21 protein-coding genes are annotated in these 25,621 nt (G+C 37.1%); 17 read left to right on the forward strand and 4 right to left on the reverse strand.

Annotated features, from left to right (window positions below; all coding sequences use genetic code 11):
• Window positions 1-41: 41 nt before the first annotated feature.
• Window positions 42-1,946 (forward strand): heavy metal translocating P-type ATPase, encoded by a 1,905-nt coding sequence (locus AB1I62_RS03330; protein WP_048737347.1) that lies wholly within the window; start codon window positions 42-44, stop codon window positions 1,944-1,946.
• A gap of 35 nt (window positions 1,947-1,981) precedes the next feature.
• A complete protein-coding gene (locus tag AB1I62_RS03335; RefSeq protein ID WP_002361276.1) occupies window positions 1,982-2,701 on the forward strand; it encodes an MgtC/SapB family protein in 720 nt (239 codons plus the stop codon).
• Window positions 2,702-2,748: 47 nt separating this feature from the next.
• On the opposite strand, the gene AB1I62_RS03340 is transcribed toward AB1I62_RS03335, so the two are convergent.
• Complete coding sequence (locus tag AB1I62_RS03340; RefSeq protein ID WP_002355616.1) at window positions 2,749-3,486, reverse strand: amino acid ABC transporter ATP-binding protein; 738 nt, start codon at window positions 3,484-3,486, stop codon at window positions 2,749-2,751.
• A gap of 1 nt (window position 3,487) precedes the next feature.
• Window positions 3,488-5,656: an amino acid ABC transporter substrate-binding protein/permease gene (locus tag AB1I62_RS03345; RefSeq protein ID WP_002361277.1), complete on the reverse strand. Its 2,169-nt coding sequence runs from the start codon at window positions 5,654-5,656 to the stop codon at window positions 3,488-3,490.
• Between the two features lie 278 nt (window positions 5,657-5,934).
• On the opposite strand from AB1I62_RS03345, the gene uvrB reads away from it, so the two are divergent.
• The 8 genes from uvrB to AB1I62_RS03385 all read left to right on the forward strand — a co-directional run bounded on the left by uvrB (window position 5,935) and on the right by AB1I62_RS03385 (window position 16,640).
• Window positions 5,935-7,932, forward strand: coding sequence for an excinuclease ABC subunit UvrB (gene uvrB, locus AB1I62_RS03350; protein WP_002355618.1), 1,998 nt, complete (start codon window positions 5,935-5,937; stop codon window positions 7,930-7,932).
• 117 nt (window positions 7,933-8,049) lie between these two features.
• Window positions 8,050-10,869 (forward strand): excinuclease ABC subunit UvrA, encoded by a 2,820-nt coding sequence (gene uvrA / locus AB1I62_RS03355; RefSeq protein WP_002361280.1) that lies wholly within the window; start codon window positions 8,050-8,052, stop codon window positions 10,867-10,869.
• A gap of 171 nt (window positions 10,870-11,040) precedes the next feature.
• Window positions 11,041-11,835: a YusW family protein gene (locus AB1I62_RS03360; RefSeq protein WP_104859605.1), complete on the forward strand. Its 795-nt coding sequence runs from the start codon at window positions 11,041-11,043 to the stop codon at window positions 11,833-11,835.
• 165 nt (window positions 11,836-12,000) lie between these two features.
• Window positions 12,001-12,888: an RNase adapter RapZ gene (rapZ, locus tag AB1I62_RS03365; protein ID WP_002355625.1), complete on the forward strand. Its 888-nt coding sequence runs from the start codon at window positions 12,001-12,003 to the stop codon at window positions 12,886-12,888.
• Window positions 12,888-13,883: a YvcK family protein gene (locus tag AB1I62_RS03370; protein ID WP_002408004.1), complete on the forward strand. Its 996-nt coding sequence runs from the start codon at window positions 12,888-12,890 to the stop codon at window positions 13,881-13,883. Before rapZ ends, AB1I62_RS03370 begins: the two co-directional genes overlap by 1 nt.
• A gap of 33 nt (window positions 13,884-13,916) precedes the next feature.
• A complete protein-coding gene (gene whiA, locus AB1I62_RS03375; RefSeq protein WP_002358736.1) occupies window positions 13,917-14,852 on the forward strand; it encodes a DNA-binding protein WhiA in 936 nt (311 codons plus the stop codon).
• Window positions 14,853-15,085: 233 nt separating this feature from the next.
• A complete protein-coding gene (locus AB1I62_RS03380; protein ID WP_104859606.1) occupies window positions 15,086-16,009 on the forward strand; it encodes a PEP phosphonomutase in 924 nt (307 codons plus the stop codon).
• 112 nt (window positions 16,010-16,121) lie between these two features.
• Window positions 16,122-16,640: a DsbA family protein gene (locus AB1I62_RS03385; protein WP_002413649.1), complete on the forward strand. Its 519-nt coding sequence runs from the start codon at window positions 16,122-16,124 to the stop codon at window positions 16,638-16,640.
• Between the two features lie 44 nt (window positions 16,641-16,684).
• On the opposite strand, the gene clpP is transcribed toward AB1I62_RS03385, so the two are convergent.
• The gene (clpP, locus tag AB1I62_RS03390) at window positions 16,685-17,278 is read right to left on the reverse strand and encodes an ATP-dependent Clp endopeptidase proteolytic subunit ClpP (RefSeq protein WP_002355633.1); all 594 of its coding nucleotides are present in this window, start codon (window positions 17,276-17,278) and stop codon (window positions 16,685-16,687) included.
• 195 nt (window positions 17,279-17,473) lie between these two features.
• On the opposite strand from clpP, the gene AB1I62_RS03395 reads away from it, so the two are divergent.
• Window positions 17,474-17,992 (forward strand): hypothetical protein, encoded by a 519-nt coding sequence (locus AB1I62_RS03395; RefSeq protein WP_002355635.1) that lies wholly within the window; start codon window positions 17,474-17,476, stop codon window positions 17,990-17,992.
• Between the two features lie 20 nt (window positions 17,993-18,012).
• On the opposite strand, the gene AB1I62_RS03400 is transcribed toward AB1I62_RS03395, so the two are convergent.
• Complete coding sequence (locus AB1I62_RS03400; protein WP_002383026.1) at window positions 18,013-18,417, reverse strand: DUF1622 domain-containing protein; 405 nt, start codon at window positions 18,415-18,417, stop codon at window positions 18,013-18,015.
• Window positions 18,418-18,881: 464 nt separating this feature from the next.
• On the opposite strand from AB1I62_RS03400, the gene AB1I62_RS03405 reads away from it, so the two are divergent.
• The 6 genes from AB1I62_RS03405 to AB1I62_RS03430 all read left to right on the forward strand — a co-directional run bounded on the left by AB1I62_RS03405 (window position 18,882) and on the right by AB1I62_RS03430 (window position 25,554).
• Window positions 18,882-21,779 carry an isopeptide-forming domain-containing fimbrial protein gene (locus AB1I62_RS03405; RefSeq protein WP_104859711.1) on the forward strand — a complete coding sequence of 966 codons (2,898 nt, stop codon included), beginning with the start codon at window positions 18,882-18,884 and terminating at the stop codon, window positions 21,777-21,779.
• 24 nt (window positions 21,780-21,803) lie between these two features.
• Window positions 21,804-22,187 carry a bacteriocin gene (locus AB1I62_RS03410; protein ID WP_002358745.1) on the forward strand — a complete coding sequence of 128 codons (384 nt, stop codon included), beginning with the start codon at window positions 21,804-21,806 and terminating at the stop codon, window positions 22,185-22,187.
• Between the two features lie 173 nt (window positions 22,188-22,360).
• Window positions 22,361-22,870 carry a hypothetical protein gene (locus AB1I62_RS03415; RefSeq protein WP_002358746.1) on the forward strand — a complete coding sequence of 170 codons (510 nt, stop codon included), beginning with the start codon at window positions 22,361-22,363 and terminating at the stop codon, window positions 22,868-22,870.
• A 29-nt stretch (window positions 22,871-22,899) separates the two neighbouring features.
• On the forward strand, window positions 22,900-24,687 hold the full coding sequence (locus AB1I62_RS03420; RefSeq protein WP_002363211.1) for a glycerophosphoryl diester phosphodiesterase membrane domain-containing protein: 1,788 nt from the start codon (window positions 22,900-22,902) through the stop codon (window positions 24,685-24,687).
• Between the two features lie 25 nt (window positions 24,688-24,712).
• The gene (locus tag AB1I62_RS03425; protein ID WP_002361287.1) at window positions 24,713-25,120 is read left to right on the forward strand and encodes an NUDIX hydrolase; all 408 of its coding nucleotides are present in this window, start codon (window positions 24,713-24,715) and stop codon (window positions 25,118-25,120) included.
• A 233-nt stretch (window positions 25,121-25,353) separates the two neighbouring features.
• Window positions 25,354-25,554: a cold-shock protein gene (locus AB1I62_RS03430; protein WP_002355647.1), complete on the forward strand. Its 201-nt coding sequence runs from the start codon at window positions 25,354-25,356 to the stop codon at window positions 25,552-25,554.
• Window positions 25,555-25,621 lie beyond the last annotated feature (67 nt).

Here is a 25,621-nt window from a genome sequence, read left to right on the forward strand (position 1 = left end):
TTCATATGAATAGAAAAACATTGATGAGGAGGCGCATAACAATGTCAAAACAAACAGGTGCACACACACATGAAGAAAAAGGTAAAAACGTTCCAGTTATTCTCTTTTTTACAGGATTGGCTCTTTTCTTTATCGGTTTATTTTTAGGGAACATGCTCTTAGTGAAAAATATTCTTTTCTCGTTAGCTGCTATTTTAGCTGGTTATCATATTATTGGGGAAGGCTTTGGAGATACGTATCGGGATACGAAAAACAATCGAAAGTTTTCGCCTAATATTCATTTGTTAATGACCTTAGCTGCAGTTGGTTCAGCATTAATGGGAAGTTTTGAAGAATCAGCATTGTTGATTTTGATTTTTGCGGCGGCGCATTTCCTTGAAGATTATGCCCAAGGCAAAAGCCAACGTGAAATTACAAAACTATTAAATTTAAATCCAACAGAAGCTCGCCTGATAACAGATGACGGCTCAATTCAAACTGTGTCAGTTGAACAATTGAAGATTGGTGACCGCGTGCAAGTCCTCAATGGTGCCCAAATCCCGACAGATGGCGTCGTGATTGAAGGAAGTACCGCTGTGGATGAATCATCTATTAATGGGGAAAGTATTCCCAAAGAAAAAAATAGCGGGGACGCAGTTTTTGGTAGTACCATGAACGGTTCAGGCACAATTGTTGTTGAAGTAACGAAAGATAGTTCAGAAACAGTTTTTGCAAAAATCGTACAGCTCGTGAACCAATCACAAGAAAATCAATCAGAAATTGCAAGCAAAATTAAACGATTTGAACCGAAATATGTCACACTAGTTTTAGCAGTTTTTCCACTAATTGTTTTAGGTGGCGCATTACTTTTCCAATTGACTTGGGCTGAAAGTTTTTACAGAGGCTTGGTCTTCTTAATTGCTGCCTCCCCTTGTGCATTAGCAGCGAGTGCCGTTCCGGCAACTTTATCAGGAATTTCCAATTTAGCGAAACAAGGCGTTTTGTTTAAAGGTGGCTCATTCTTATCAAATTTAGCTGAAGTGAAAGCACTCGCTTTTGATAAAACAGGCACACTAACAAAAGGCAAACCTGAGGTCACAGATTATCTTTTTGTTGATGGCTTAGAAGATCGCCAAGACGAATTAGTAGCTGTTTTAACAAATATGGAGAAAAAATCCAATCATCCATTGGCGACGGCGATTGTTAATCGCTTTGAAGCAGAAACAACGGCTTTAAATTTAGAAGTAGAAAATATTGTCGGGGTGGGTTTAGTAACGACCATTGCAGACACAACTTTTAGAATGGGTAAACCATCTAGTTTTGAACAAGTGCCAACAATCATTGAGAAACAAACAACGAAATTAGCGAGTGAAGGCAAAACGGTAGTGTACTTTGCCGAAAATGAACAAGTGATTGGTTTAGTGGCATTGATGGATGTTCCTAATGAAGAAGCAATGAACGCCATTCACTATTTCAAGTCACAAAATATTGAAACAACAATGATTACAGGAGATGCAAAACTTACGGGTGAAGCAGTTGGTCGCTTAGTAGGCGTGGACCAAGTTTTTGCTAATGTTTTACCTGAGGAAAAATCAGCGATTGTTGATCAATTAAAACGCGAAGTAGGAATGACAGGGATGGTTGGTGATGGCATTAACGATGCGCCCGCTTTAGTGAATGCTGATATCGGAGTGGCGATGGGGGATGGTACAGACATTGCTATCGATGTTGCAGACGTGGTAGTGATGAAAAATGATCTTTCTAAATTAGGCTATGCTCACCGTGTCTCAAAACGCTTGAATAAAATTGTGCAGCAAAATATTATTTTTTCAATGTTAGTGGTAGCAACGTTAATTATCTTGAACTTTTTAGGTATTGCGAATATCGCATTTAGCGTACTTATTCATGAAGGAAGTACCTTAGTGGTCATTTTTAATGGCTTGCGTTTATTAGTTAATACAAAATAAGTCAAATAGTCACTTGCAAGAAAGGAGAGAAAGCGATGAATTCTTTAAAAATGATTGAACTTTCTCTCACCGACGTTGTCATTCGGATGGCTCTAGCCGTGGTTTTTGGAGCATTGATTGGGTTAGAAAGAAGTATTAAAAGAAAAGGCTTCGGTATCAGTAGTAATGCCATTTTATGTTTGGCCTCCTGTACGATTTCCATTTTACAGATTCAATCGGTGGATATTTTAGTCGATGTGGTGAAACAAAATAGCGCCTTGGCGTCCATTATTTCTATGGATATTACACGATATGGCGCCCAAGTGATTAGTGGTGTAGGCTTTCTCGGTGCGGGGATTATCGTTTTTAGAGAAAGGAAAGTCTCTGGGTTAACAACAGCAGTAATGATGTGGAATGTTACTATTATTGGTTTAGTCATTGGGATGGGTTTTTTAACCATTGCATTTATCAATCTCGTGGCAACTTTGCTAGTATTAGCTCTGGCCCATTTTAAACGAAAAACTCCTTTAAAACGATTGCAGCTTATCGTAAAAATGAAGGAACCCATGATTAAAGAAAGCCGACTGCATGAACAACTTCAAGCTTCTTTAGAAAAAGGGGAGCGCTTAGTAGAATTGACTTTGGAATCCGAACAAGAGGCAGTGACAGCAAAGATTTCTTATGTAGGCAAAGAAGATTTCTGGCATTCCAACTTGCACCATCTCTTAAAAGAAAAAGGGCACGTTCAATCTGTCTCTGTCACGGAAACAATTTAACCATAAAATAAAGCACTTGGGCGCTAGCGCGCGCCAAGTGCTTTTGTTTAAATATTTAATACTTTATCTAAGAAATCTTTTGTTCGAGGGTTTTGAGGATTTTCAAAGACTTGCTCTGGCGAACCATCTTCTAGGAAGTTACCGCCATCAATGAACATTACTCGATTAGCCACTTCTTTTGCAAAGCCCATTTCGTGAGTAACTATGACCATTGTCATTCCTTGTTTTGCTAAATCTTTCATTACACCAAGAACATCGCCAACCATTTCTGGATCAAGAGCTGATGTTGGCTCATCGAAAAGCATAATATCAGGATTCATCGCTAACGCACGTGCAATTGCGACACGTTGTTTTTGACCACCAGATAAAGAATCTGGATAGGCATCTTTTTTATCTGCCAACCCAACACGTTCTAAAAGTTCTAACGCTTTTTTCTCCGCTTCGTCTTTTGATAAGCGACCTAAATCGGTTGGTGCTAAAACAATATTTTCTAAAATAGATAAATGTGGAAACAAATTGAAATGTTGGAAAACCATGCCGATATGTTGACGGACTTGGTTGATGTCCGTATTTTTATCTGTCAAGTTCGCACCATCAATAATAATGTCTCCGCTAGAAGCTTCTTCTAATTGATTCAAGCAACGTAAAAAAGTACTTTTACCAGAACCAGAAGGACCGATGACGCAGACTACATCGCCTTCGTTAATAGAAACATTAATGTCGTTTAAGACCGTGTTGTCACCATATTTTTTTACTAAATGTTCAACTAAGATTTTTTCAGTCATATTAGTTCACCTTCTTTTCAAGGTTTTTCGCTAATTTAGTTAAGCTAGTAATTAAAATTAAGTAGATTAACGCAATAACGAAGTAAACCATTGTACTTTGTAATGTCCGAGCAACAATAATTTTTCCTGTTTGTAGTAGTTCGATTAAGCCAATTGCTGAAAGGATAGTTGTATCTTTCAATGAAATAACAAATTGGTTAATGAATGAAGGAATCATAATGCGAATCGCTTGTGGTAAAATAATTTTTTGCATTGTCCGATTATAGGAAAGACCTAAACTTCTTGAAGCTTCCATTTGGCCAACTGGAACAGCTTTGATTCCGCCGCGCACAATTTCAGAAATATAGGCACTGGCATTTAAAGTTAATGTGATAATCCCAGCAATGAAGACCGGGATATTAAAGCCCAGCACACCAGGTAATCCGAAATAGATGAAGAACGCTAAGACCATTAAAGGAATTCCGCGAATTAAATCAACATAAATGGTTGAAAGTACACGTAATGCTTTGATTGGTGAAACGCTGAATAATCCAAAAATAACGCCGACAATTAAAGCAAGTACGAAGGAAATCAACGTTAATAGAATCGTCATCCATAAACCGTGTAACAATTGTTTCCAGTTGTTTTGCATAAAGCCAACAAACGTAGATTCGTCAGCTGTTTCTTCTTTGGCTTCGTTGCCATCTTTCACGTAAGTGCCGATAATTTTATCGTATTCACCTGTACGTTTCATTTCTTTTAAGCCTTCGTTAAACATTTCAAGTAGTTCAGGATTTTGCCCTTTTTTGACAGCAAAACCGTAAGAACCACCTTTTTCACGAGGAATTGGTGTCGCTAGTGGTTGATTTTGCGCAACCCCGTAGCCAATGACAGGATAATCATCCATCATGGCATCAACTTCGCCAATTTCTAACGCACTGTATAATGCATCAGTTGTGTCTAAATACTTAATTGAGTAATCATATTTCTTTTTATTTTTTTCTAAGAAATCAGCACTTTCAGTACCAATTTTTACGCCGACTTTTTTGCCTTTTAAATCATCATACGATTTAATTTTGTCATTGCCTTTTTTGACCGCAATTTGAATACCGCTATCAAAGTAAGGAACAGAGAAGTCGAAGGCTTTTTTACGATCATCCGTAATCGTCATGCCTGCAACCATCCCATCTGCTTGACCAGATTCAACAGCTTGGACAGCAGAACTAAAACCAATAAATTTAAATTCAACAGTAAAACCTTGCAATTCAGCTGCACGTTTGACTAAATCTACATCAATTCCGACATAATCGCCTTGGGCATTTTGAAACTCAAACGGAGCAAACGTAGAATCACTAGCAATCACATATTTCTCTTTTTTAGGAGTGATTTTTTTCATCTGTTCGCCAGCGTCTTGTGTGTTTGTTTCATCACCTGTCGCTAAGTAGTTGTTTAAAATTTTATCATAAGTACCATTGTCTTTAAGATTTTTCAAACCAGCGTTGAACTTTTTGATTAATTCAGGGTTTTGTCCTTTTTTCACTGCGAAACCGTAAGAACTGCCTGTTTCTTTATCACCAACTAATTGTAATTTTTGCCCATTTTTAACTGCGTAACCCAATACAGGATAATCATCAACGATTGCATCCGCTTCGCCGTTTTCTAAGGCTTTATAAAGACCCGTTGCATCGTCAAAATTTTTGATGGTGTAGTCATATTTCTCTTTATTTTTTTCAAGGAAGTTGGCACTTTCAGTTCCAACTTTAGCCGCAACCGTTTTGCCTTTTAAATCATCATATGATTTAATTTTGTCGTTTCCTTTTTTAACCGCTAATTGTAAACCGCTATCGAAGTATGGATCTGAAAAATCAAAGGATTTTTTTCGCTCATCCGTAATACTCATTCCAGCAATCATGCCATCAATTTGTTTAGATTGAATCGCTTGGACTGCACTATCGAAGCCTAATGGTTTTAAATCCACTTCAAAATCTTGATCTTTGGCAATCGCATCTAATAAATCAACGTCAATACCAATGTATTTTCCTTTTGAGTCTTGGAATTCAAAAGGGGCGAATGTTAAATCCGTTCCAATTGTATATTTCTTTCCTTCTGCATGTGCTGAAGTGCCACTAATGAATGTTAGCAGAGTTACCATCATCACAAAGAAAGAAAGTAAAAAGTGTTTCCTTTTCATAAAATACCTCCTAGTTTTGCATATTGAACAATTATATAGTAAGAAATAGGAAGCTGACAAGTATTTGAACGCTAAAAAGAGAAAAAAACTCTAATTTCCTTACATTACATGTTATAAAATGTGACATAGAAATTAAGAACAAAAGATTAAGATCAGTTGAAGTCCGAAACAGCAAAAGTGGCGAAAATATGTTCGGTATGTTAAACTAATAAGTGGACATTCTGCCAGAATGGGCCGATAATTTAAGAGAAATTAGACACTTTGAGGGGGAGTTATAAATGATCGAAAGAGAAACTTCCAATACCTTTCATTTGGCTTCTAAATATGAGCCTGCCGGAGATCAGCCAGCCGCTATTGCTGAACTAGTTGACGGTGTCAAAGGTGGAGAAAAAGCTCAAATTTTACTTGGAGCGACCGGAACAGGTAAAACATTTACAATCTCTAATGTGATTCAAGAAGTGAACAAACCAACATTAGTGATTGCACATAATAAAACACTAGCTGGACAATTATACGGGGAATTTAAAGAATTTTTCCCAGATAATGCGGTCGAGTATTTTGTCAGTTACTATGATTATTATCAACCAGAAGCATATGTACCCTCAAGTGATACATATATTGAAAAAGATTCCAGTATTAATGATGAAATTGATAAACTACGCCATTCAGCGACAAGTTCTTTATTGGAACGAAACGATGTCATCGTGGTAGCATCAGTTTCTTGTATTTTTGGTTTAGGGGATCCGCGGGAATACAGTCAACAAGTTGTTTCATTACGTGTGGGAATGGAAATGGATCGTAATGAGTTACTAAAAAGCTTAGTCGATATTCAATTTGAACGAAATGATATTGATTTTCAACGGGGGCGTTTTCGTGTCCGCGGTGATGTGGTTGAGATATTCCCAGCTTCACGGGATGAGCATGCGCTACGTGTTGAATTTTTCGGAGACGAAATTGATCGAATTCGTGAAGTAGATGCGTTAACTGGTGAAATTGTCGGCGAAACAGAGCATGTCGCTATTTTTCCAGCAACACACTTTGTGACGAACGAAGAACATATGGAACACGCCATTTCGCAGATCCAAGAAGAATTAGAGGCACGTTTGAAAGTGCTTCGCAGTGAAAACAAATTATTGGAAGCCCAACGTTTGGAACAGCGAACCAACTATGATATTGAGATGATGAGAGAGATGGGCTACACGTCAGGGATTGAAAATTACTCTCGACATATGGATGGTCGCCAAGAAGGGGAGCCGCCATATACGCTGTTGGACTTTTTCCCAGATGACTTCTTACTTGTAATCGATGAGTCTCATGTAACAATGCCGCAAATTAGAGGGATGTATAATGGCGACCGAGCACGGAAACAAATGTTAGTGGACTATGGTTTCCGTTTACCAAGTGCACTTGATAACCGACCGCTTCGTTTAGAAGAATTTGAACAACATGTAAACCAAATTGTTTATGTATCGGCAACACCAGGACCTTATGAAATGGAACAAACAGAGACTGTTGTTCAACAAATCATTCGACCAACAGGTTTACTAGATCCAGAAGTAGAAATTCGCCCAATTATGGGTCAAATTGATGACTTGGTGGGCGAAATTCATGAACGGATCGAAAAAGATCAGCGGGTGTTTGTCACAACCTTAACGAAGAAAATGGCCGAAGATTTAACCGACTATTTCAAAGAATTAGGCTTAAAAGTTAAATATTTGCATAGTGATATAAAAACACTGGAAAGAACGGAGATCATTCGCGATTTACGATTAGGCGAATTTGATATTCTAATAGGTATTAACTTATTACGTGAAGGAATCGATGTGCCAGAAGTTTCCTTAATTGCGATTCTAGATGCAGATAAAGAAGGCTTCTTACGTAGTGAACGCTCGTTAGTGCAAACGATGGGACGGGCTGCCCGGAACGCTGAAGGAAAAGTCATTATGTATGCAGATAAAATCACCGATTCGATGCAACGAGCTATGGATGAAACGGCACGACGTCGGGCAATCCAAGAAGCATATAATGAAGAACATGGCATTGAACCAAAAACAATTATTAAAGAAATTCGTGATTTGATTTCTATTTCCAAAACAGCTGATAAAGATGAAACAGTGGTTCAATTGGATAAATCATATGAAGATTTATCAAGACAAGAAAAAGCTGATTTATTAATGAAACTTGAAAGAGAAATGAAAGATGCGGCCAAAGCATTAGACTTCGAAACTGCAGCCACATTACGAGATACCATTCTTGAATTGAAAGCTGCCAAATAAGTCAACCAACGGATTAAGTAAAAGATACGATGAGCCATCGTATCTTTTACTAATCTTTTCTCTATAGAATGACTTGAAATGATTTGACGTAAGAGATTTAGTAAAAGGAGAACATATATGGCAAATGATAAAATTGTGATTCATGGTGCACGCGCCCATAACTTAAAAAATATTGATGTCACGATTCCTCGTGACAAAATGGTTGTTGTAACTGGACTATCTGGTTCTGGCAAAAGTTCATTAGCATTTGATACGCTTTACGCAGAAGGGCAACGACGTTATGTAGAGAGTCTCTCTGCTTATGCGCGACAATTTTTGGGACAGATGGATAAACCAGATGTTGACAGCATCGATGGTTTAAGTCCAGCGATTTCAATTGATCAAAAGACGACAAGTAAAAACCCGCGTTCAACAGTGGGGACGGTCACGGAAATCAATGATTATTTACGATTGTTATTTGCTCGGGTAGGTCATCCAATTTGTCCTAACGATCATATTGAAATTACCAGTCAGTCTGTTGAACAGATGGTTGATAAAGTCTTAGAGCTACCAGAGCGAACAAAAATTCAAATTTTGGCGCCTGTTGTGGTCAAGAAAAAAGGCCAACATAAAAAAGTGTTTGAAATGATCCAACGTGAAGGGTATGTCAGAATGCGGGTGGATGGTGAAACCTATGATGTTAGTGAGGCACCAGAACTTGAAAAAAATAAAAAACATGATATTGCGATTGTGATTGACCGTATCGTTGTGAAAGAAGGCATTCGCTCTCGCTTGTTCGATTCGTTTGAAGCGGCTTTGCGTTTAGCTGAAGGTTACGCAATTGTTGATGTGATTGGTCAAGAAGAGATGTTGTTTAGTGAACATTATGCTTGTCCTTATTGTGGGTTCACAGTCGGTGAATTGGAACCGCGCTTGTTTTCATTTAATGCACCATTTGGCGCTTGTCCCGATTGTGATGGTTTAGGTGTTAAATTAGAAGTGGACAAAGACTTAGTGATTCCAGACCCCACTAAAACCTTGAGAGAAGGGGCCATTGTTCCGTGGAACCCTATTAGTTCCCAATATTATCCACAAATGTTGGAGCAAGCAGCCACCAGTTTTGGGATTGATATGGATACGCCGTTTGAAGAATTACCTGCAGACCAACAAGAAATTATTTTAAATGGTTCTGGCGAGAAAAACTTTCATTTTCATTATGAAAATGACTTTGGTGGTGTTCGTGATGTGGAAGTGCCATTTGAAGGGATTTTAAAAAATATTAAACGACGTTATCATGAAACGAATAGCGATTTTACACGAGATCAAATGCGGTTATACATGACAGAATTGACTTGTCGAAGCTGTCAAGGGTATCGTTTGAATCCGCAAGCTTTAGCTGTAAAAATCAATGGCACGCACATTGGTGAAGTCAGTGAATTAGCAATAAAAAATGCGGTCCAATTTTTTGAAGGTGTGTCTTTATCTGAACAAGAAACAACGATTGCTCGGCCAATTTTAAAAGAAGTCGAAGATCGGTTAACCTTCTTAAAAAATGTCGGGTTAGATTACTTAACCTTAAGTCGAGCTGCCGGCACACTTTCTGGCGGAGAAGCACAAAGAATTCGCTTAGCAACACAAATTGGATCAAACTTATCAGGCGTCCTTTACATTTTAGATGAACCATCAATTGGTTTGCATCAACGAGATAACGACCGCTTGATTGACTCATTGAAAAAAATGCGGGACTTAGGCAATACATTAATTGTGGTGGAACATGATGAAGATACAATGATGGCTTCGGATTACTTGATTGATGTGGGACCTGGCGCTGGACATCTGGGCGGTGAAATTGTAGCCGCTGGTACGCCGGAAGAGGTTGCTAAAAATCCGCATTCATTGACTGGACAATATCTTTCTGGGAAAAAAGTGATTCCTGTGCCAAAAGAACGTCGCAAAGGCAATGGCAAAGCGATCAAAGTCACTGGTGCCAGTGAAAATAATTTAAAAAATGTCAGTGTTGAATTTCCGCTGGGTGAATTTGTTGCTGTCACAGGTGTTTCAGGTTCAGGGAAAAGTACTTTAGTCAATCAAATTTTGAAAAAAGCGCTGGCCCAAAAATTAAATCGTAATTCCAATAAACCTGGGAAACACAAAAGTATCACTGGTTATGAAGCCATTGAAAAGATTGTTGACATTGACCAAAGTCCAATTGGTCGAACACCAAGAAGTAATCCAGCGACTTATACTAGTGTTTTTGATGATATTCGCGATTTGTTTGCCCAAACAAATGAAGCCAAGGTTCGTGGCTATAAAAAAGGTCGCTTTAGTTTTAACGTCAAAGGTGGCCGTTGTGAAGCTTGTCGCGGGGATGGTATCATCAAAATTGAAATGCATTTTTTACCTGACGTCTATGTGCCTTGCGAAGTTTGTCATGGCAAACGTTATAATTCTGAGACGTTAGAAGTTCATTATAAAGGCAAAAACATTTCTGATATTTTAGATATGACGGTGGAAGATGCCGTAGAATTTTTCAAACATATCCCTAAAATTCATCGTAAATTGCAAACAATTGTGGATGTAGGCTTAGGCTATGTGACATTGGGGCAGCCAGCAACTACTTTATCTGGTGGGGAAGCACAGCGGATGAAGCTAGCGAGTGAACTTCATAAAAATTCTAATGGGAAAAACTTTTATATTCTGGATGAACCAACAACAGGCTTGCATACCGATGATATTGCGCGGTTGCTTCTAGTATTAGAGCGTTTAGTGGAAGCGGGCAATACCGTTTTAGTGATTGAACATAACTTGGATGTCATCAAATCTGCGGATCATGTGATTGATCTAGGGCCAGAAGGTGGCGACGGTGGTGGGACGATCGTGGCGACTGGAACACCAGAAGAAGTTGCTAAAGTCAAAGACAGTTACACAGGATATTATTTAAAACGTGTTCTGAAATAAACATTAATGATTAAATAAAGAACCTTGTTTTTATGGGAAACAAGGTTCTTTTATTATAAAATAACAAATATTTTTTAATAAAAATTAAAAATAAATGTTGACTTAATGTGTAATTAAAAGATATACTATGTTTATTAACAAAATAACAATGAACACGAAGGGAAGTCTTAAATGAAAAACAAAAAAATAACAACAAGTTTATTAACAGCAGGAATGGTCTTAGCTATCGGAATCACACCTTTTGTACATAGTAACACAATGGAAGCAGCTACTTTAATTTCACAATCAGACCATGAAAAAGTAATGAGTTTTACCAAGAAAGACTTAAAAGAAGCAACGGGCATTCAATTGGAGCCGGCGACAGTACAAGCCGTTCATCAGGAATTAAAGCAACAAATCACCTGGGAAACATTAGGCTATTCCACAATTGATGCGCAAAATATTGCGACACGTTTTACACAAAATACATATCAGGCTCTGGGGATTTTAACAGATATCGCCAACCATTCAGACCTTCAATTGAAAGTCATTACCATTAATAATCCCTATCTAGCAACAGCTAAAATTGGTACCTTTAAGTGGGAAACCGTAACTCCTGAAGTTGGTGGGGACCATGAAACAGCAGACAATGAACTAACCACACCGACACCAACTGTTGTCAGTCTTCAAGAGATTGACGTAGAAATCGAATACGACGAAAATGAAATTGAGTTCACCTATGAAATAAAATCGAACGGAACAATTGAAGCAACGTATGAAGATGAATCTGCTGATTTAGAATTAGAAGGTAAGGCAGCACAAGACAAAATCATGACTCTTTTAGATGGATTGTCAATCAAAACAGCTACAAATGAACAAATTAAAGAACACATTACGAAAAAGTTAGCCGTGAATGAACAAGTAAAACAATTTGAGTTTGAAGCTAATTTTACTGATAAAACAGAAATTGAGTTTGTATTAAAATAACACACAGTTATACAATATAATTCAGCAATTAAAACAGCGTTGACAAAAATGTCAATGCTGTTTTTCTATAAAAGAATAGAAATCTTTATAAGAATGATTGAAAAGCTTTCTTTGATACGCCCGGGGTGTTATAATATAGTGATGCAAGTGAAGGGAGTGTTGAATATGCCAGAAAATTTACAACTGGTTATTATTACAGGAATGAGTGGCGCTGGAAAAACAGTCGCTGTTCAAAGCTTTGAAGACATGGGCTATTTCTGTATCGACAATTTACCACCAAGCTTAATCCCAAAATTTTGGGAATTAATTAAAGAATCTGGAAAAGTTACCAAGATTGCGTTAGTGATCGATTTACGTTCACGGACCTTCTTTAGAGAAATTCAGGATATGTTAGTCGAACTTGAAAATACTAATTTTATTGATACAACGATTTTATTTTTAGATGCCACCGATGAAGAGTTAGTTTCTCGTTATAAAGAGACACGCCGTGCGCATCCAATGGCGATGGATGGTTTAGTGACAGAAGGTATTCGTAAAGAACGTGCAATGCTGGAAGAAATCAAGGCGGATGCTCAGTTGGTTATTGATACCACGGACTTGTCCCCTCGTCAATTGCGGGAACGTTTGAATAAAGAACTAGCAACGAGAGAGACACACGAATTTCGAGTGGAAATGGTGTCCTTCGGCTTTAAATATGGCTTGCCGATTGATGCAGATATCGTTATGGATGTTCGCTTTTTACCTAACCCCCATTATATTGATGAACTACGGCCGTTAACTGGAATGGATCAACCTGTTTATGATTATGTGATGGGCTTCCCAGAAACAGATGAATTTTATACAAAATTTATCGATTTACTGCGAACAGTCTTACCGGGATATAAAAAAGAAGGTAAAAGTAGCGTCACCATTGCAATTGGCTGTACTGGCGGACAACATCGCTCTGTTGCATTGACAGAACGTGTTGGCGCTGAATTAAAAGAGGAAGATTATCATGTAAATATTACCCACCGCGACCGCTTAAAAAGAAAAGAAACGGTTAATCGCTCTTAATGAAAACCTATCGAATTCGTAAACCGAAGATTGTGGTTGTTGGTGGTGGAACAGGCTTGCCAGTAATTTTAAAAAGTTTAAGAAATCAAAGTGTTGATATTACTGCCGTCGTAACGGTCGCTGATGATGGCGGTAGTAGTGGCGAGCTTCGTTCCTCTATTAATAACATGACACCTCCGGGAGATTTAAGAAATGTTTTAGTGGCATTGTCAGATATGCCACAATTATATGAAGATATTTTTCAATATCGTTTTGATAAATCAGATAGTCATTTTGCCAATCATGCAATCGGTAATTTAATCATTGCTGCTGTCTCAGAAATGAGAGGAAGCACGTATGAAGCGATTCAATTGCTTTCAAAAATGATGCATGTTGATGGACGGATTTATCCATCATCAGAACGGCCATTAACGTTACATGCCGTATTTAAAGATGGCTCAGTGGCGGTGGGAGAATCAAAAATTGCACTGGATCGCAAGACGATTGACCATGTGTTTGTAACAAATACACACGGAGAAGAACAGCCAAGAGCTGCGCGTAAAGTCGTCAAAGCAATTGAAGAAGCAGACATGGTCGTGTTAGGACCGGGGAGTCTTTTTACAAGTATTTTACCTAATTTAGTTATTACAGAAATTGGTGAAGCCATCAAACAAACGGCAGCCGAAGTAGTCTATATTTGTAACATCATGACCCAAAAAGGGGAAACGGAACATTTTACGGATGCAGATCATGTTCGTGTCTTAAACGAGCATCTACAAGCGAAGTTTGTTGATACAGTGCTGGTTAACACAGAAAAAGTACCAGAAAATTACATGGATCCTGAAATTTATGATGAATATTTAGTTCAAGTAAAGCATGATTTTCAAGGATTACGTGAAGAAGGATGCCGAGTTATTTCGACAGACTTTTTAGAATTAAGAGATGGCGGAGTTTTTCATGATGGGGAAAAAGTTGTTGAAGAACTTTTCCGTATCGTATTTGGAACGAAATATTAATTAATCAAAAGAATCAAGAGAGGAGGAGCTTAGATGTCTTTTGCCTCGGATGTCAAAAAAGAGTTGACTGGTTTAGAAGTCCATCGAGAACACGCGAAAGCAGAATTAGCAGCATTAATTCGGATGAACGGCTCACTTAGCTTAGTTAATCAACAGTTTGTCTTGAATGTACAAACGGAAAATGCTGCAATTGCTCGTCGAATGTATTCATTGCTGAAAGATCATTACCATGCACAAGCAGAATTATTAGTTCGTAAAAAAATGAAACTAAAGAAAAATAATGTTTACATTGTGCGTCTAAAACAAGATACACAAAAAATTCTAGCTGATTTGGATATTATGGATGGGGTCGTTTTTAATGGCAATGTGTCAAATGAAATCATGGGTAACGCACAAAAAATGCGTTCCTATTTACGCGGGGCCTTTATGGCTTCTGGCTCAGTTAATAATCCGGAAACAAGTCGCTATCATTTAGAAATTTTTTCAATTTATGAAGAACACAATAATGATATTTGTAAGATGTTGAATTACTATGACTTAAACGCTCGAACATTGGGACGCCGAAACGGGTATATTTGTTATTTAAAAGGTGCTGAAAAAATTGCCGACTTTTTAACATTAATTGGTGCCACGAACTCTATGTTGAAATTTGAAGATGTCCGGATTGTCCGTGATATGCGGAATTCAGTAAATCGTTTAGTGAATTGCGAAACAGCGAATTTAAATAAAACTATTGATGCGGCTTCAAAACAAATTGAAAATATTCAATTTATTGAAAGTACAGTAGGGCTGACGTCATTACCGGAGAAACTTCAGGAAATCGCAGAATTACGGTTAGAGTATCCGGAAGTTAGTCTCAAAGAACTAGGGGAAATGATTCCTTCAGGAGCTATTTCTAAGTCAGGTATTAATCATCGTATTCGAAAAATTAATGAATTTGCAGAAAAATTACGAGAAAAAAGTGCGTAACTTTTCTGCTCCAGAAGTGAAGAATAACATTTCCGTTTGAAGTGCTATCCTTCACTTTTTCTTTAAGCGTGTAAAAAAAATTAAAGTGTGCAAAAAGTGTGTAGCACTGAAATGTAGTGTTGACCTGTGGTTTAAAGAAACGACGTTGGCACGAATGTTGCATGTAATAAAATGCAAGCGATTACTTATTGCTGTTTTTAACTAAAACATTAAAAACTATTGGAGGGGTCAAAATGGTTCAACGATTAATTAGTGCAAATGCATCAGAAATCAAACGGATGTCAAAAGAAGAGCTGTTTCAGAGTATTAAAGCGAGCGAAGGGCGCGTAATTTTATCGGAAAATGTGGTAGTTCATCCATCCGTAGCAGGTGATATCACTTGTGCGGAAATGTCAAAAGCATATGGCGCAGACATGATTTTATTGAATGTTTTCGATGTTAATCAACCGATTGTAGTAGCCGCTTATGAAGGGCAATATACTGCGGAAACATGTGTCCCTAATGATGAGGTTGTTCATCGTTTGAAAGAACTAGTCGGTTTACCGATTGGCATGAATGTCGAACCTGTTGATGAAAATTTAGACTTAGCTTCAACGAGAGTTTCGATTGAACCAGGTAGAAAAGCATCAGCAGCTACTTTCAAAAAAGCCAATGAACTGGGTTTGGATTTTATCTTATTGACAGGTAATCCAGGAACTGGCGTGACCAACGACTTGATTGCTAAGAACGTGGCCTTAGCCAAAAAACATTTTGATGGCATCATTATTGCCGGAAAAATGCACAGTTCAGGCGTAGATGAACCAGTGGTCAGTTTAAAATCAACTGAACAATTTATTGAAGCGGGCGCTGATATTGTCTTAGTCCCAGCAGTCGGCACGGTTTGGGGCATCAATGATCAACAAGTCAAAGAAGTTGTGGATTTTGCACATTCAAAAGGAAAATTAGTTATGAGTGCCATTGGAACTTCACAAGAAAGTGCTCAACCTGAAGTTATCCAAGCAATCGGCATTAGAAATAAAATTTTAGGCGTAGATATTCAACATATTGGCGATGCCAATATGGGCTTAGTTGGTATTGAAAATATTAAAGAGCTTTCTGATGCGATACGTGGGAAAAGACATACTGTTGCTAGAATGGCTCGTTCGATTAATCGTTAAAAAAGTGAACAGAGGCACGAATTCAGAAAATTTGAATTCGTGTCTTATGATTTTTTTATTGAAAAACGGTATACTAAAAGAGAAATAAAGGTTTGAAAGGATGAGGTTTTTTATGGATATTTCAGTAATTGATGCAACAAAAGTTAACACAGAAACAGGGCTTCACATTGGTGAGCGCAATGCCCCTGTCAAAATGATAGAATTTATCAATGTTCGCTGTCCTTATTGCAGAAAATGGTTTGAAGAGTCTGAGGAACTGTTAGCACAATCTGTCAAAAGTGGTAAAGTTGAACGTATCATTAAGTTGTTTGATAAAGAAAAAGAAAGTTTACAACGCGGCAATGTGATGCATCACTACATTGACTATTCAGCGCCTGAACAAGCACTGTCAGCATTGCATAAAATGTTTGCTACGCAAGATGAATGGGGAAACTTAACCTTAGAAGAAGTAGCGACGTATGCTGAAAAAAATCTTGGCTTAAAAGAACAAAAAGATGCAACGCTTGTTTCCGCAGTGATTGCTGAAGCCAATGCGGCGCACATTCAATTTGTACCAACGATCATCATTGGTGAGCATATCTTTGACGAAAGTGTCACTGAAGAAGAATTACGTGGATACATTGAAAAATAAAAAAAATGGAAACAGCGACTGTCGCTGTTTCCATTTTTTTATTTTTAATTTAAGGCGCTACTATTTTCCATTACTTCATCGATTAAACCATATTCTTTTGCTTGTTCGGCAGTCATATAGTTATCACGATCGGTATCACGTTCAATCACTTCAATTGGTTGGCCAGTTCGTTCAGCTAAAATTGAATTTAAACGTTGACGAGTGTCTAAAATGTGACGAGCAGCAATTTCAATTTCTGTTGCTTGCCCTTGAGCGCCACCAAGTGGTTGGTGAATCATGATTTCCGCATTTGGTAAAGCGAAACGTTTGCCTTTTTGACCAGCTGTTAATAAGAAGCTACCCATTGAAGCTGCCATTCCTAATACGATCGTTTGGACATCCGCTTTAACGAAATTCATGGTATCGAAAATCGCTAAACCTGCAGAAACGCTACCTCCAGGAGAGTTAATGTACAAGTAAATGTCTTTTTCTGAATCTTGGGCATCTAAGAATAATAACTGTGCAATCACTGAGTTTGCCACGTTATCATCGATAGGGCCGCTTAGCATAATGATGCGGTCTTTTAATAAACGAGAGTAAATGTCATAAGCACGTTCACCGCGAGATGATTGTTCAATAACTGTTGGAATTAAATTCATAAGTAAATCCTCCTATATAAAGAAACTTTTAAAGTCATTCTATCACAAAGCACTTTGAATGCCTATGAAAAGTATACCTCTTTGGTCAATAAAGGTCAACGAAGTCGCTTGAAAAATTTTGTGTCATTTTTTATCCGAAACTTTTGGATTATGTTATACTAAAATGGAAAATTAGAAAAGAGCGAGGGGAAAAATATGTTTGTTTTTATCGCCGGAATGGTCGGTGTAATCGTCGGTGCGCTAATAGTCACAGCAAGTGCCGCCTTACATTCATCTTACAAAGAGCGAAAAGAAGTACGTTATCGTGAACTAGAACATTTGGTTAAAGAAATTGAATCATTGAATTTATTAAATAAAAAAGTCAAAGAAATTTTACAAAAGCGTGAATTATATATAGACAGATCAATTGAATACTTATCGATGGATGATTGTTTCATTAGCATCGATGATTTTATTTATTTGGAATCATTTTCTGCTCAAAATAATTTTTACTTACCGACGTACTTAATTGAAGAATTTTTCAAAAAAATTGCGCATCGTAAAGTCATTTTGACGGCTAGCGAAGTTGCTGAAATGGGAGGACACACCTATAAAGGCGGCCGTGTTATTTTAGAAAATTTTTCAGACGAGATTTTAGCAATTATTGAAGATAAAAAACGTAAAATGCAGCGTTTGTCTAACGAACCACTTCATTATTTTAAAGCGATTAAATAAAAAAAGAACCAGCGTACCCGCTAATTTTTTGGGGTATCTGGTTCTTTTTCTTGTTGTTCCATATCGGTCATAGTGTCTTCAATTTCTTTATGTAAGAAATAAGAAATAACTGTACGAATGATTACCAAGGTTGCCAATTTCAAAATATCTTGAAAAGTTGGTTTGACAATGGATTCAATAATATCAGCAGCAATTAAAATTTCTAAACTTAACAGAATGTAGCTGCCAAGGAAGTTTTTGATGAACGTATTCATTTTGGTTAAGGTAAAGCGGCTTTGATTTTGTCGTTCACTTTTAATGAAATCTTTTCCTGCTAAACAAACACCCCAAACTAAAACAATAATAGAAAAAACATTCAGTCCTAAAATACATAGCTCAAAAAGTGGGGTTAAAAGCGTCATTAACTGATGGGGCCACTCATTCATCGTATTCACTCCTACCAAAAAGCCTTTTCTTTAACTATAACGAAACGGCTGACTAACGTCAAATATTGTTGAAATAAACAGGCTAAACTATTCAGCGTATAGAAAAAAACTAAGAAAATTATGAATAGCATCTAACAATTAAGTAAAAGGATTGTAAAGGTTCTTTTACTTTTTTTGTGTAAAAAAAGAGTCTTAAAAGGAATCAAGTAGCAAAAAGTAAGTGAAAACCAACTTTGTCAGTGGATAGTCTTTTCATTAATTTTTAAAAGACAAATTTTACGTTTTCAAGAGCCGAATACTGCCAAGTTTTAGCCTATAAAGGTGATAGAATCAGAAATTGAGTAAGAGATGTGTCACAAAAACAAGGGGACACATCGACTTGATGAAAGATTTAAGGAGCTGTAGTTGAAGTAAAGAGAAGCAAGTGTCCCAAACACTAGCGAAAGAAAATAGGGAGGATTAAAATGTTTAAGAAAACAACGAAATTATTATCGACAATGGTGATTGTCGCTGGAACAGTTGTGGGAAATTTCAGTCCCACATTGGCTTTAGCTGAAGGAGCGGTTAAAGCAGGAGATACAGAAGGAATGACCAATACGGTGAAAGTGAAAGACGACAGTCTGGCTGATTGTAAACGGATATTGGAAGGACAAGCTGCTTTCCCAGTTCAAGCGGGTGAAACGGAACCGGTTGATTTAGTGGTTGTTGAAGATGCCAGTGGTAGTTTTTCAGATAATTTTCCACATGTAAGACAAGCGATTGATGAAGTGGTTCAAGGTTTATCTGATCAAGACCGCGTGATGCTGGCTTCGTATCGTGGCGGAAAACAATTTATGTTTCCTGATGGAAAGACAAAAATTAATTCAGCTGATTATGATATGAATGTGCGCGTCAATACGCAATTGACTTATGATAAAAGCCAATTTGTCTCTGGTTTTGGAGACGTTCGGACGTATGGTGGTACGCCAACCGCCCCAGGATTGAAACTCGCTTTAGATACGTACAATCAAACACACGGAGATTTAACGAATCGAAAAACGTATTTCCTATTAGTGACAGATGGGGTCGCTAATACACGTTTAGATGGTTACTTGCATAAAACCAATACCAATGATTCAATCAATGAATATCCAGATCCAAGACATCCTCTTCAAGTCTCAGTGGAATATAGTAATGACTACCAAGGTGCAGCAGCAGAAGTTTTAGCGTTAAACCAAGAAATTACTAACCAAGGCTATGAAATGATTAATGCGTATTGGGAAAGTGTTGAATCTTTAAGTTCAGTAAATTCATATTTTGATAAGTATAAAACAGAAGTGGGTCCTTTTGTAAAACAAGAGTTGCAACAAGGATCTAGCACACCAGAAGATTTTATTACAAGCCAATCTATTGATGATTTTACAACCCAATTAAAACAAATTGTCAAAGATCGTCTGGCGCAATCGACACCAGCAACAGCTTCATTAACGATTGCCAATCAATTTGATATTCAATCGGCGACCGCTACGGACGATGCTGGAAATGATGTGCCTGTTCAAATTAACGGACAAACCATTTCAGCAACTAGTACAGAAGGTTACGTAGGAAACATCACGATTCACTACGAAGTCAAAGAAAATACAGCGATTGATGCAGCAACCCTTGTAAGTAGTGGGACAATGAATCAAGGAACAATTGCTAAGGAATTTCCAGAAGCGACGATTCCTAAAAATGACAATGCGCATGCGTGTGACGTGACGCCAGAAGATCCAACGATTACAAAAGATATCGAAAATCAAGAGCACTTAGATTTAACCAATCGTGAAGATAGTTTCGATTGGCATGTCAAAACAGCCTTTGGCAATGAAACAAGTACTTGGCAACAAGCCAGTTTAGTGGATGATATTAACCAATTATTAGATATCCAAAAAGTCGTTGTTACTGATGAAAATGGCAAAGATGTTACAGCTAACGGCAAAGTAACACAAGAAAATAACAAAGTAACTTTTGAAATGAACAAACAAGCAGACAGCTATGACTATTTGAGTGGTCATACGTACACAATGACCATTACTACTAAAATCAAAGCTGACGCAACGGACGAAGAATTAGCGCCTTATATTGAACAAGGCGGGATTCCCAACCAAGCGGACTTAAACTTTGGCAACGAAGGGGACGTGTTACATTCCAACAAACCAACTGTAACACCACCTGCACCAACACCAGAAGATCCAACGATAACAAAAGATATCGAAGGCCAAGAACATTTAGATCTAACCAACCGCGACCAAGAATTTAAATGGAACGTCAAAGCAGCTTTCGGCAACGAAACAAGCACGTGGACCCAAGCCAGCATGGTGGATGACATTAATAAAGTGCTAAATATCACTGATGTGAAAGTCACCGACGAAAATGGTAAAGATGTTACAGCCAATGGCACAGTAACACAAGAAAATAACAAAGTAACTTTTGAAATGAACAAAAAAGACGATAGTTATGCCTATTTGAGTGGTCACACATACACAATGACTATTACCACTAAAATTAAAGCTGACGCAACGGATGAAGAATTAGCGCCTTATATTGAACAAGGTGGGATTCCTAATCAAGCCGACTTGAACTTTGGCAACGAAGGTGACGTGTTACATTCCAACAAGCCAACCGTAACACCGCCTGCACCAACGCCAGAAGATCCAACGATTACAAAAGATATCGAAGGCCAAGATCACTTAGATTTAACCAACCGCGACCAAGAATTTAAATGGAACGTCAAAGCAGCTTTCGGCAACGAAACAAGCACGTGGACCCAAGCCAGCATGGTGGATGACATTAATAAAGTGCTAGATATCACTGATGTGAAAGTCACCGACGAAAATGGTAAAGATGTTACAGCCAATGGCACAGTAACACAAGAAAATAACAAAGTAACTTTTGAAATGAATAAAAAAGATGACAGCTACTCATACTTAGCTGGACATACGTACACAATGACTATTACCACTAAAATTAAAACTGACGCAACGGATGAAGAATTAGCGCCTTATATTGAACAAGGCGGGATTCCCAACCAAGCCGACTTAAACTTTGGCAACGAAGGTGACGTGTTGCATTCCAACAAGCCAACCGTAACACCACCTGCACCAACGCCAGAAGACCCAAAAAAACCTGAACCTAAACAACCGCTAAAACCGAAAAAACCGTTGACGCCTACAAATCATCAAGCACCAACGAACCCAGTCAATTTTGGAAAATCAGCAAGTAAAGGAATTCATTTACCAATGACTAATACAACAGTAAATCCACTTTACATGATCGCAGGTTTAATTGTCCTTATAGTGGCTATTAGCTTTGGCATAACAAAAAATAAAAAAAGAAAAAATTAGACAAACTAAAAAGGAAGAAAAAACATGAATAAAAAAATTTCGTTCAGTCTGTTAATTTTGTTACTTAGTTTGTTGGTAGGTTTTACATTTATTCCGCATAAAAAGGAATTAAGTTTCAATGAGTATCAAGAAAAAAAACACTCTGGCGAAACATTTTATGTTGTTTTAAAAAAGAAAAACTGTTCAGATTGTCAGGATTTCGAGAAACTATTGCAAGCACCTAAACAGGTTTACTATGTAGAATTAACCAACAAAGAGACCATGAAGGAATGGTCAACATTTATCCGAGAAAATAAAGTTTTACATGTGCCATCTATGTTTAAAATAGATAACGGCCATCTCAAGAAAATTGATGGAGAAGGAGATGCGAATCAATTATTCGCAAACTATCAAAAAATAACGAAGTAAAAAGAATAAAAAGACAAGCCAAGTTTCCTAAATAAAGGAAACTTGGCTTGTCTTTTTTCTAGTAATAGTCGTTTATTAAATAACATGTGAAATATTTTACAAATACATTTTAGTTTGATAAAATAAACGCGAACATATGAATTTGTTTTCATTTGTTTTGGGAGGAGGAACGAATGATTGAATTGATTTTACTTTTGTCGGTGATTCTTTTAGGTTTATTGATTGGAAATAAAAGAGTTGATAAGTGGCTTTTTCTTAAGGCATTACTTTTGTTTTCTGTTATGCTAAGTGTGAGCATCTTAATTTCGGTAGCTATGTATTTATTATTAACAATAGGCGTTGCAAACGTAATAGGGCAGCGGTTAGAGTCGTTATTTCTTTTAGGGATAGTCGTTATCATCAGTACGAGTCTTTTGTTATATTTTTTATTGAATTTAACGACGAAAAAAATTGTTTTACCCATCGCTTTAATGAAAATAATTGAATATTATATTCAATGGGTATTGATTTATGTTACTATTTATCAAGTGATTTTTGATCAGTTTATTGTTTCTTCAGAAGTAAAAAATACGTTACAAGGAACTATTGATGAGCCAGTCGCAATCATTATTGTTATTTTGCCATCATTTATTTCAATTTGGATTGCCGTTGTTTTATTTAGGATTCGTATGGAAGAACTTTAATCAGATACTTTTAGAATGGAGGAGTTTGTATGTCTGCTTGGCAAACATTTAAAAATGGAACAAGGCAATTTTTTAAAGACATCTTGCAGTACTTATGGTTATTTTTTACTTTAAATGTCTTATTATTATTGGTGGGTGGGGCTTTTAGTTGGGCTACTTCCAACGCACTAAAAACTCAAGGTATTCCTTATCTTTCGTTTAATAACCTGAATTTATTGTTAGAAAAGCCGCTTGCTCTGGTGTTATTAATTCTCTTGTTGTTACTTTTTTTAGGTGCAGTTTTTTATCAGTTTACCTTTTTATTATTAGGGATTTTTCAAATACGGCAAGACCATCGCTTTCATTTTAAAGGAGTTACCAAGGCATCTTTTAAGGTTCTTAAAAAGCAAGGTGCCCGTTCGTGGTTATTCTTTTTCGGTTATTTTGTTGTCATTGTCCCTTTTGGTAACCTGATTTTCCAAAGTAATCTATTGACGAAATTTGTGATTCCAGATTTTATTGTTGAATTTTTGTCCCAACGAATTCCTTACTTGGTTGGGTTACTGGCCTTTGGGTTATTAGTCTGGTATTTAGCTATTCGTTTCATTTACACGCTTCCATTAATGATTCTGGAGAGAAAAAAAGCGGGCGAGGCAGTTAAGGCTAGTTGGTCAATGACAAACAAACGATTATGGTTCATTATTCGTAATATTGCATTTGTGACGATCGCGGTATTTGTTTCAACGTATGTTATTTATGTGTTACTTTATCTTCTACAGTTGAAGTTAGATACCTTGAGCGATACCATTAGCTTGCTAGGTGGGATTTTAAATTTAACGGTTGTCCAATTTTTACAGTTTGTCTCTAATGCTTGGCTTTCAGTATTACTGATTAATTTCTTATATACACAATTAAATGTTCAAGCAGAAACGACGACAAAAGTTGCCTTTGACAAAGAAACAAAACGTAATAAATTAGTGACTATCGGAATGGGCCTAGGACTATTCACCATTTTTGGCGGCTATATAATTTTCAACGCTGTTTACTTAACAGGGCTATTAGAATCAAAACCTTTGATTATTTCGCATCGAGGGGTCACCAATAGTAATGGCGTACAAAATACCATTCCTGCTATGGAAAGAACCATTAAATTTAAACCAGATTATATTGAAATTGATGTTCAAGAAACCAAAGACCATCAATTTGTTGTGATGCATGATGCCAACCTTCAAGAACTCGCCGGCGTTGATGGCACGCCGCAAGAATTTACGTTGGCTGAATTAACAAAAATGACCGTTAAAGAAAATGGCCAAGAAGCACCAATTGCCAGTTTTGATGATTATTTAGCGAAAGCAAACCAAGCCAAACAAAAATTACTAGTAGAAATTAAAACGTCTAAACAAGATAGTCAAGGTGCGCTTTCTAACTTTATTGAAAAATATGAACGTCCTCTGATAAAGAATAACCATCAGGTTCAATCTCTCGACTACAATGTGATCAAAGCGTTTAAAAAAGCCAAATCAAAAGTAAAAGTTAGTTTTATTTTGCCCTATAATTTCACTTTTCCAGAAACACAAGCTGATTTGTATACAATGGAAGCTACTACGTTGAATGATACCTTCATTTTAAAAGCTGACCAACAGAAAAAAGCAGTTTATGCTTGGACAGTTAATGACTCAGAGGTATTGAGTAAAATGCTCTTTATGGACGTTGCTGGAGTGATTACCGATGATTTGGAGTTAGTCAATGAAGAAGTCAATGACTTTGAAAAAAATCCGTCGTATGCGGATCGTATTTTGCATTATATTTTTATGCTACCAAGTGTGGCTTCTCAATAAAAAATGAAGAAGAGGGTTAAACGAAATGAAAAAAGAATTTTCGCGAGTACTTCTTAAAAATCAATCTGATGAAATTCTTATTTTAAAAGATCGGCCAGACACATGGAATTTCCCTGGCGGAAAACAAGAACTTGGTGAATCAGCGCTGGAATGTGCGATTCGTGAAATGAAAGAAGAATTAGCAGTGGAAATTACTGAACTTGAAGAAATTTTTACTGGACCACTTGTTTTTGATTCAATCGTTTGGCAAGGACATTTTTATTTTGCCAAACAAGCCCAAGGAAAAGTGACCCTGAACGAACCAAATAAAATTAAAGGCGTACAATTTATTAAGCGGTTTGAGGAAGTAAATTTTTCACCAGGATTAGCTCCGCTATTTGATTATTTGGCGCGTAGTGATTATTTAAAGTTAAACAAAACTAACTGGAAATAGAGAGAATAGGAGTGTTTTTTGCTAGGGCTTTGTCAAGCGCATCTTTGATTATTTTAGAAAGTCCAAGGAAGAGTCGTGGGCATTGTTTATTCCTAATAAATATGTTATAGTAATTAAGTAATCAATTTTGATAAGTAATTTGAGTTATATATTTAAAAACTATACTTCTCCTTTTGCCACTCAACATTTTTTGCAATAACTTGCATATTTTTATGCACTAGGAGGAAATATATATGAACAACGGTACAGTAAAATGGTTTAACGCAGACAAAGGTTTTGGATTTATTACAGGTGAAGATGGCAATGATGTATTTGCACATTTTTCAGCTATTCAATCAGATGGATTTAAAACTTTAGACGAAGGCCAAGCAGTAACTTTTGATACTGAAGAAGGTCCACGCGGCTTACAAGCAACGAACATCGTAAAAGCTTAATAATGAATGAAAACGGACCACGTGTTGGTCCGTTTTTTTGGGCTCTTCGTCAATGAGTGTTGGTGAA

Origin of the sequence: Enterococcus sp. AN402 (assembly GCF_040719405.1) — a bacterium.
Taxonomy (GTDB): Bacteria; Bacillota; Bacilli; order Lactobacillales; family Enterococcaceae; genus Enterococcus; species Enterococcus faecalis.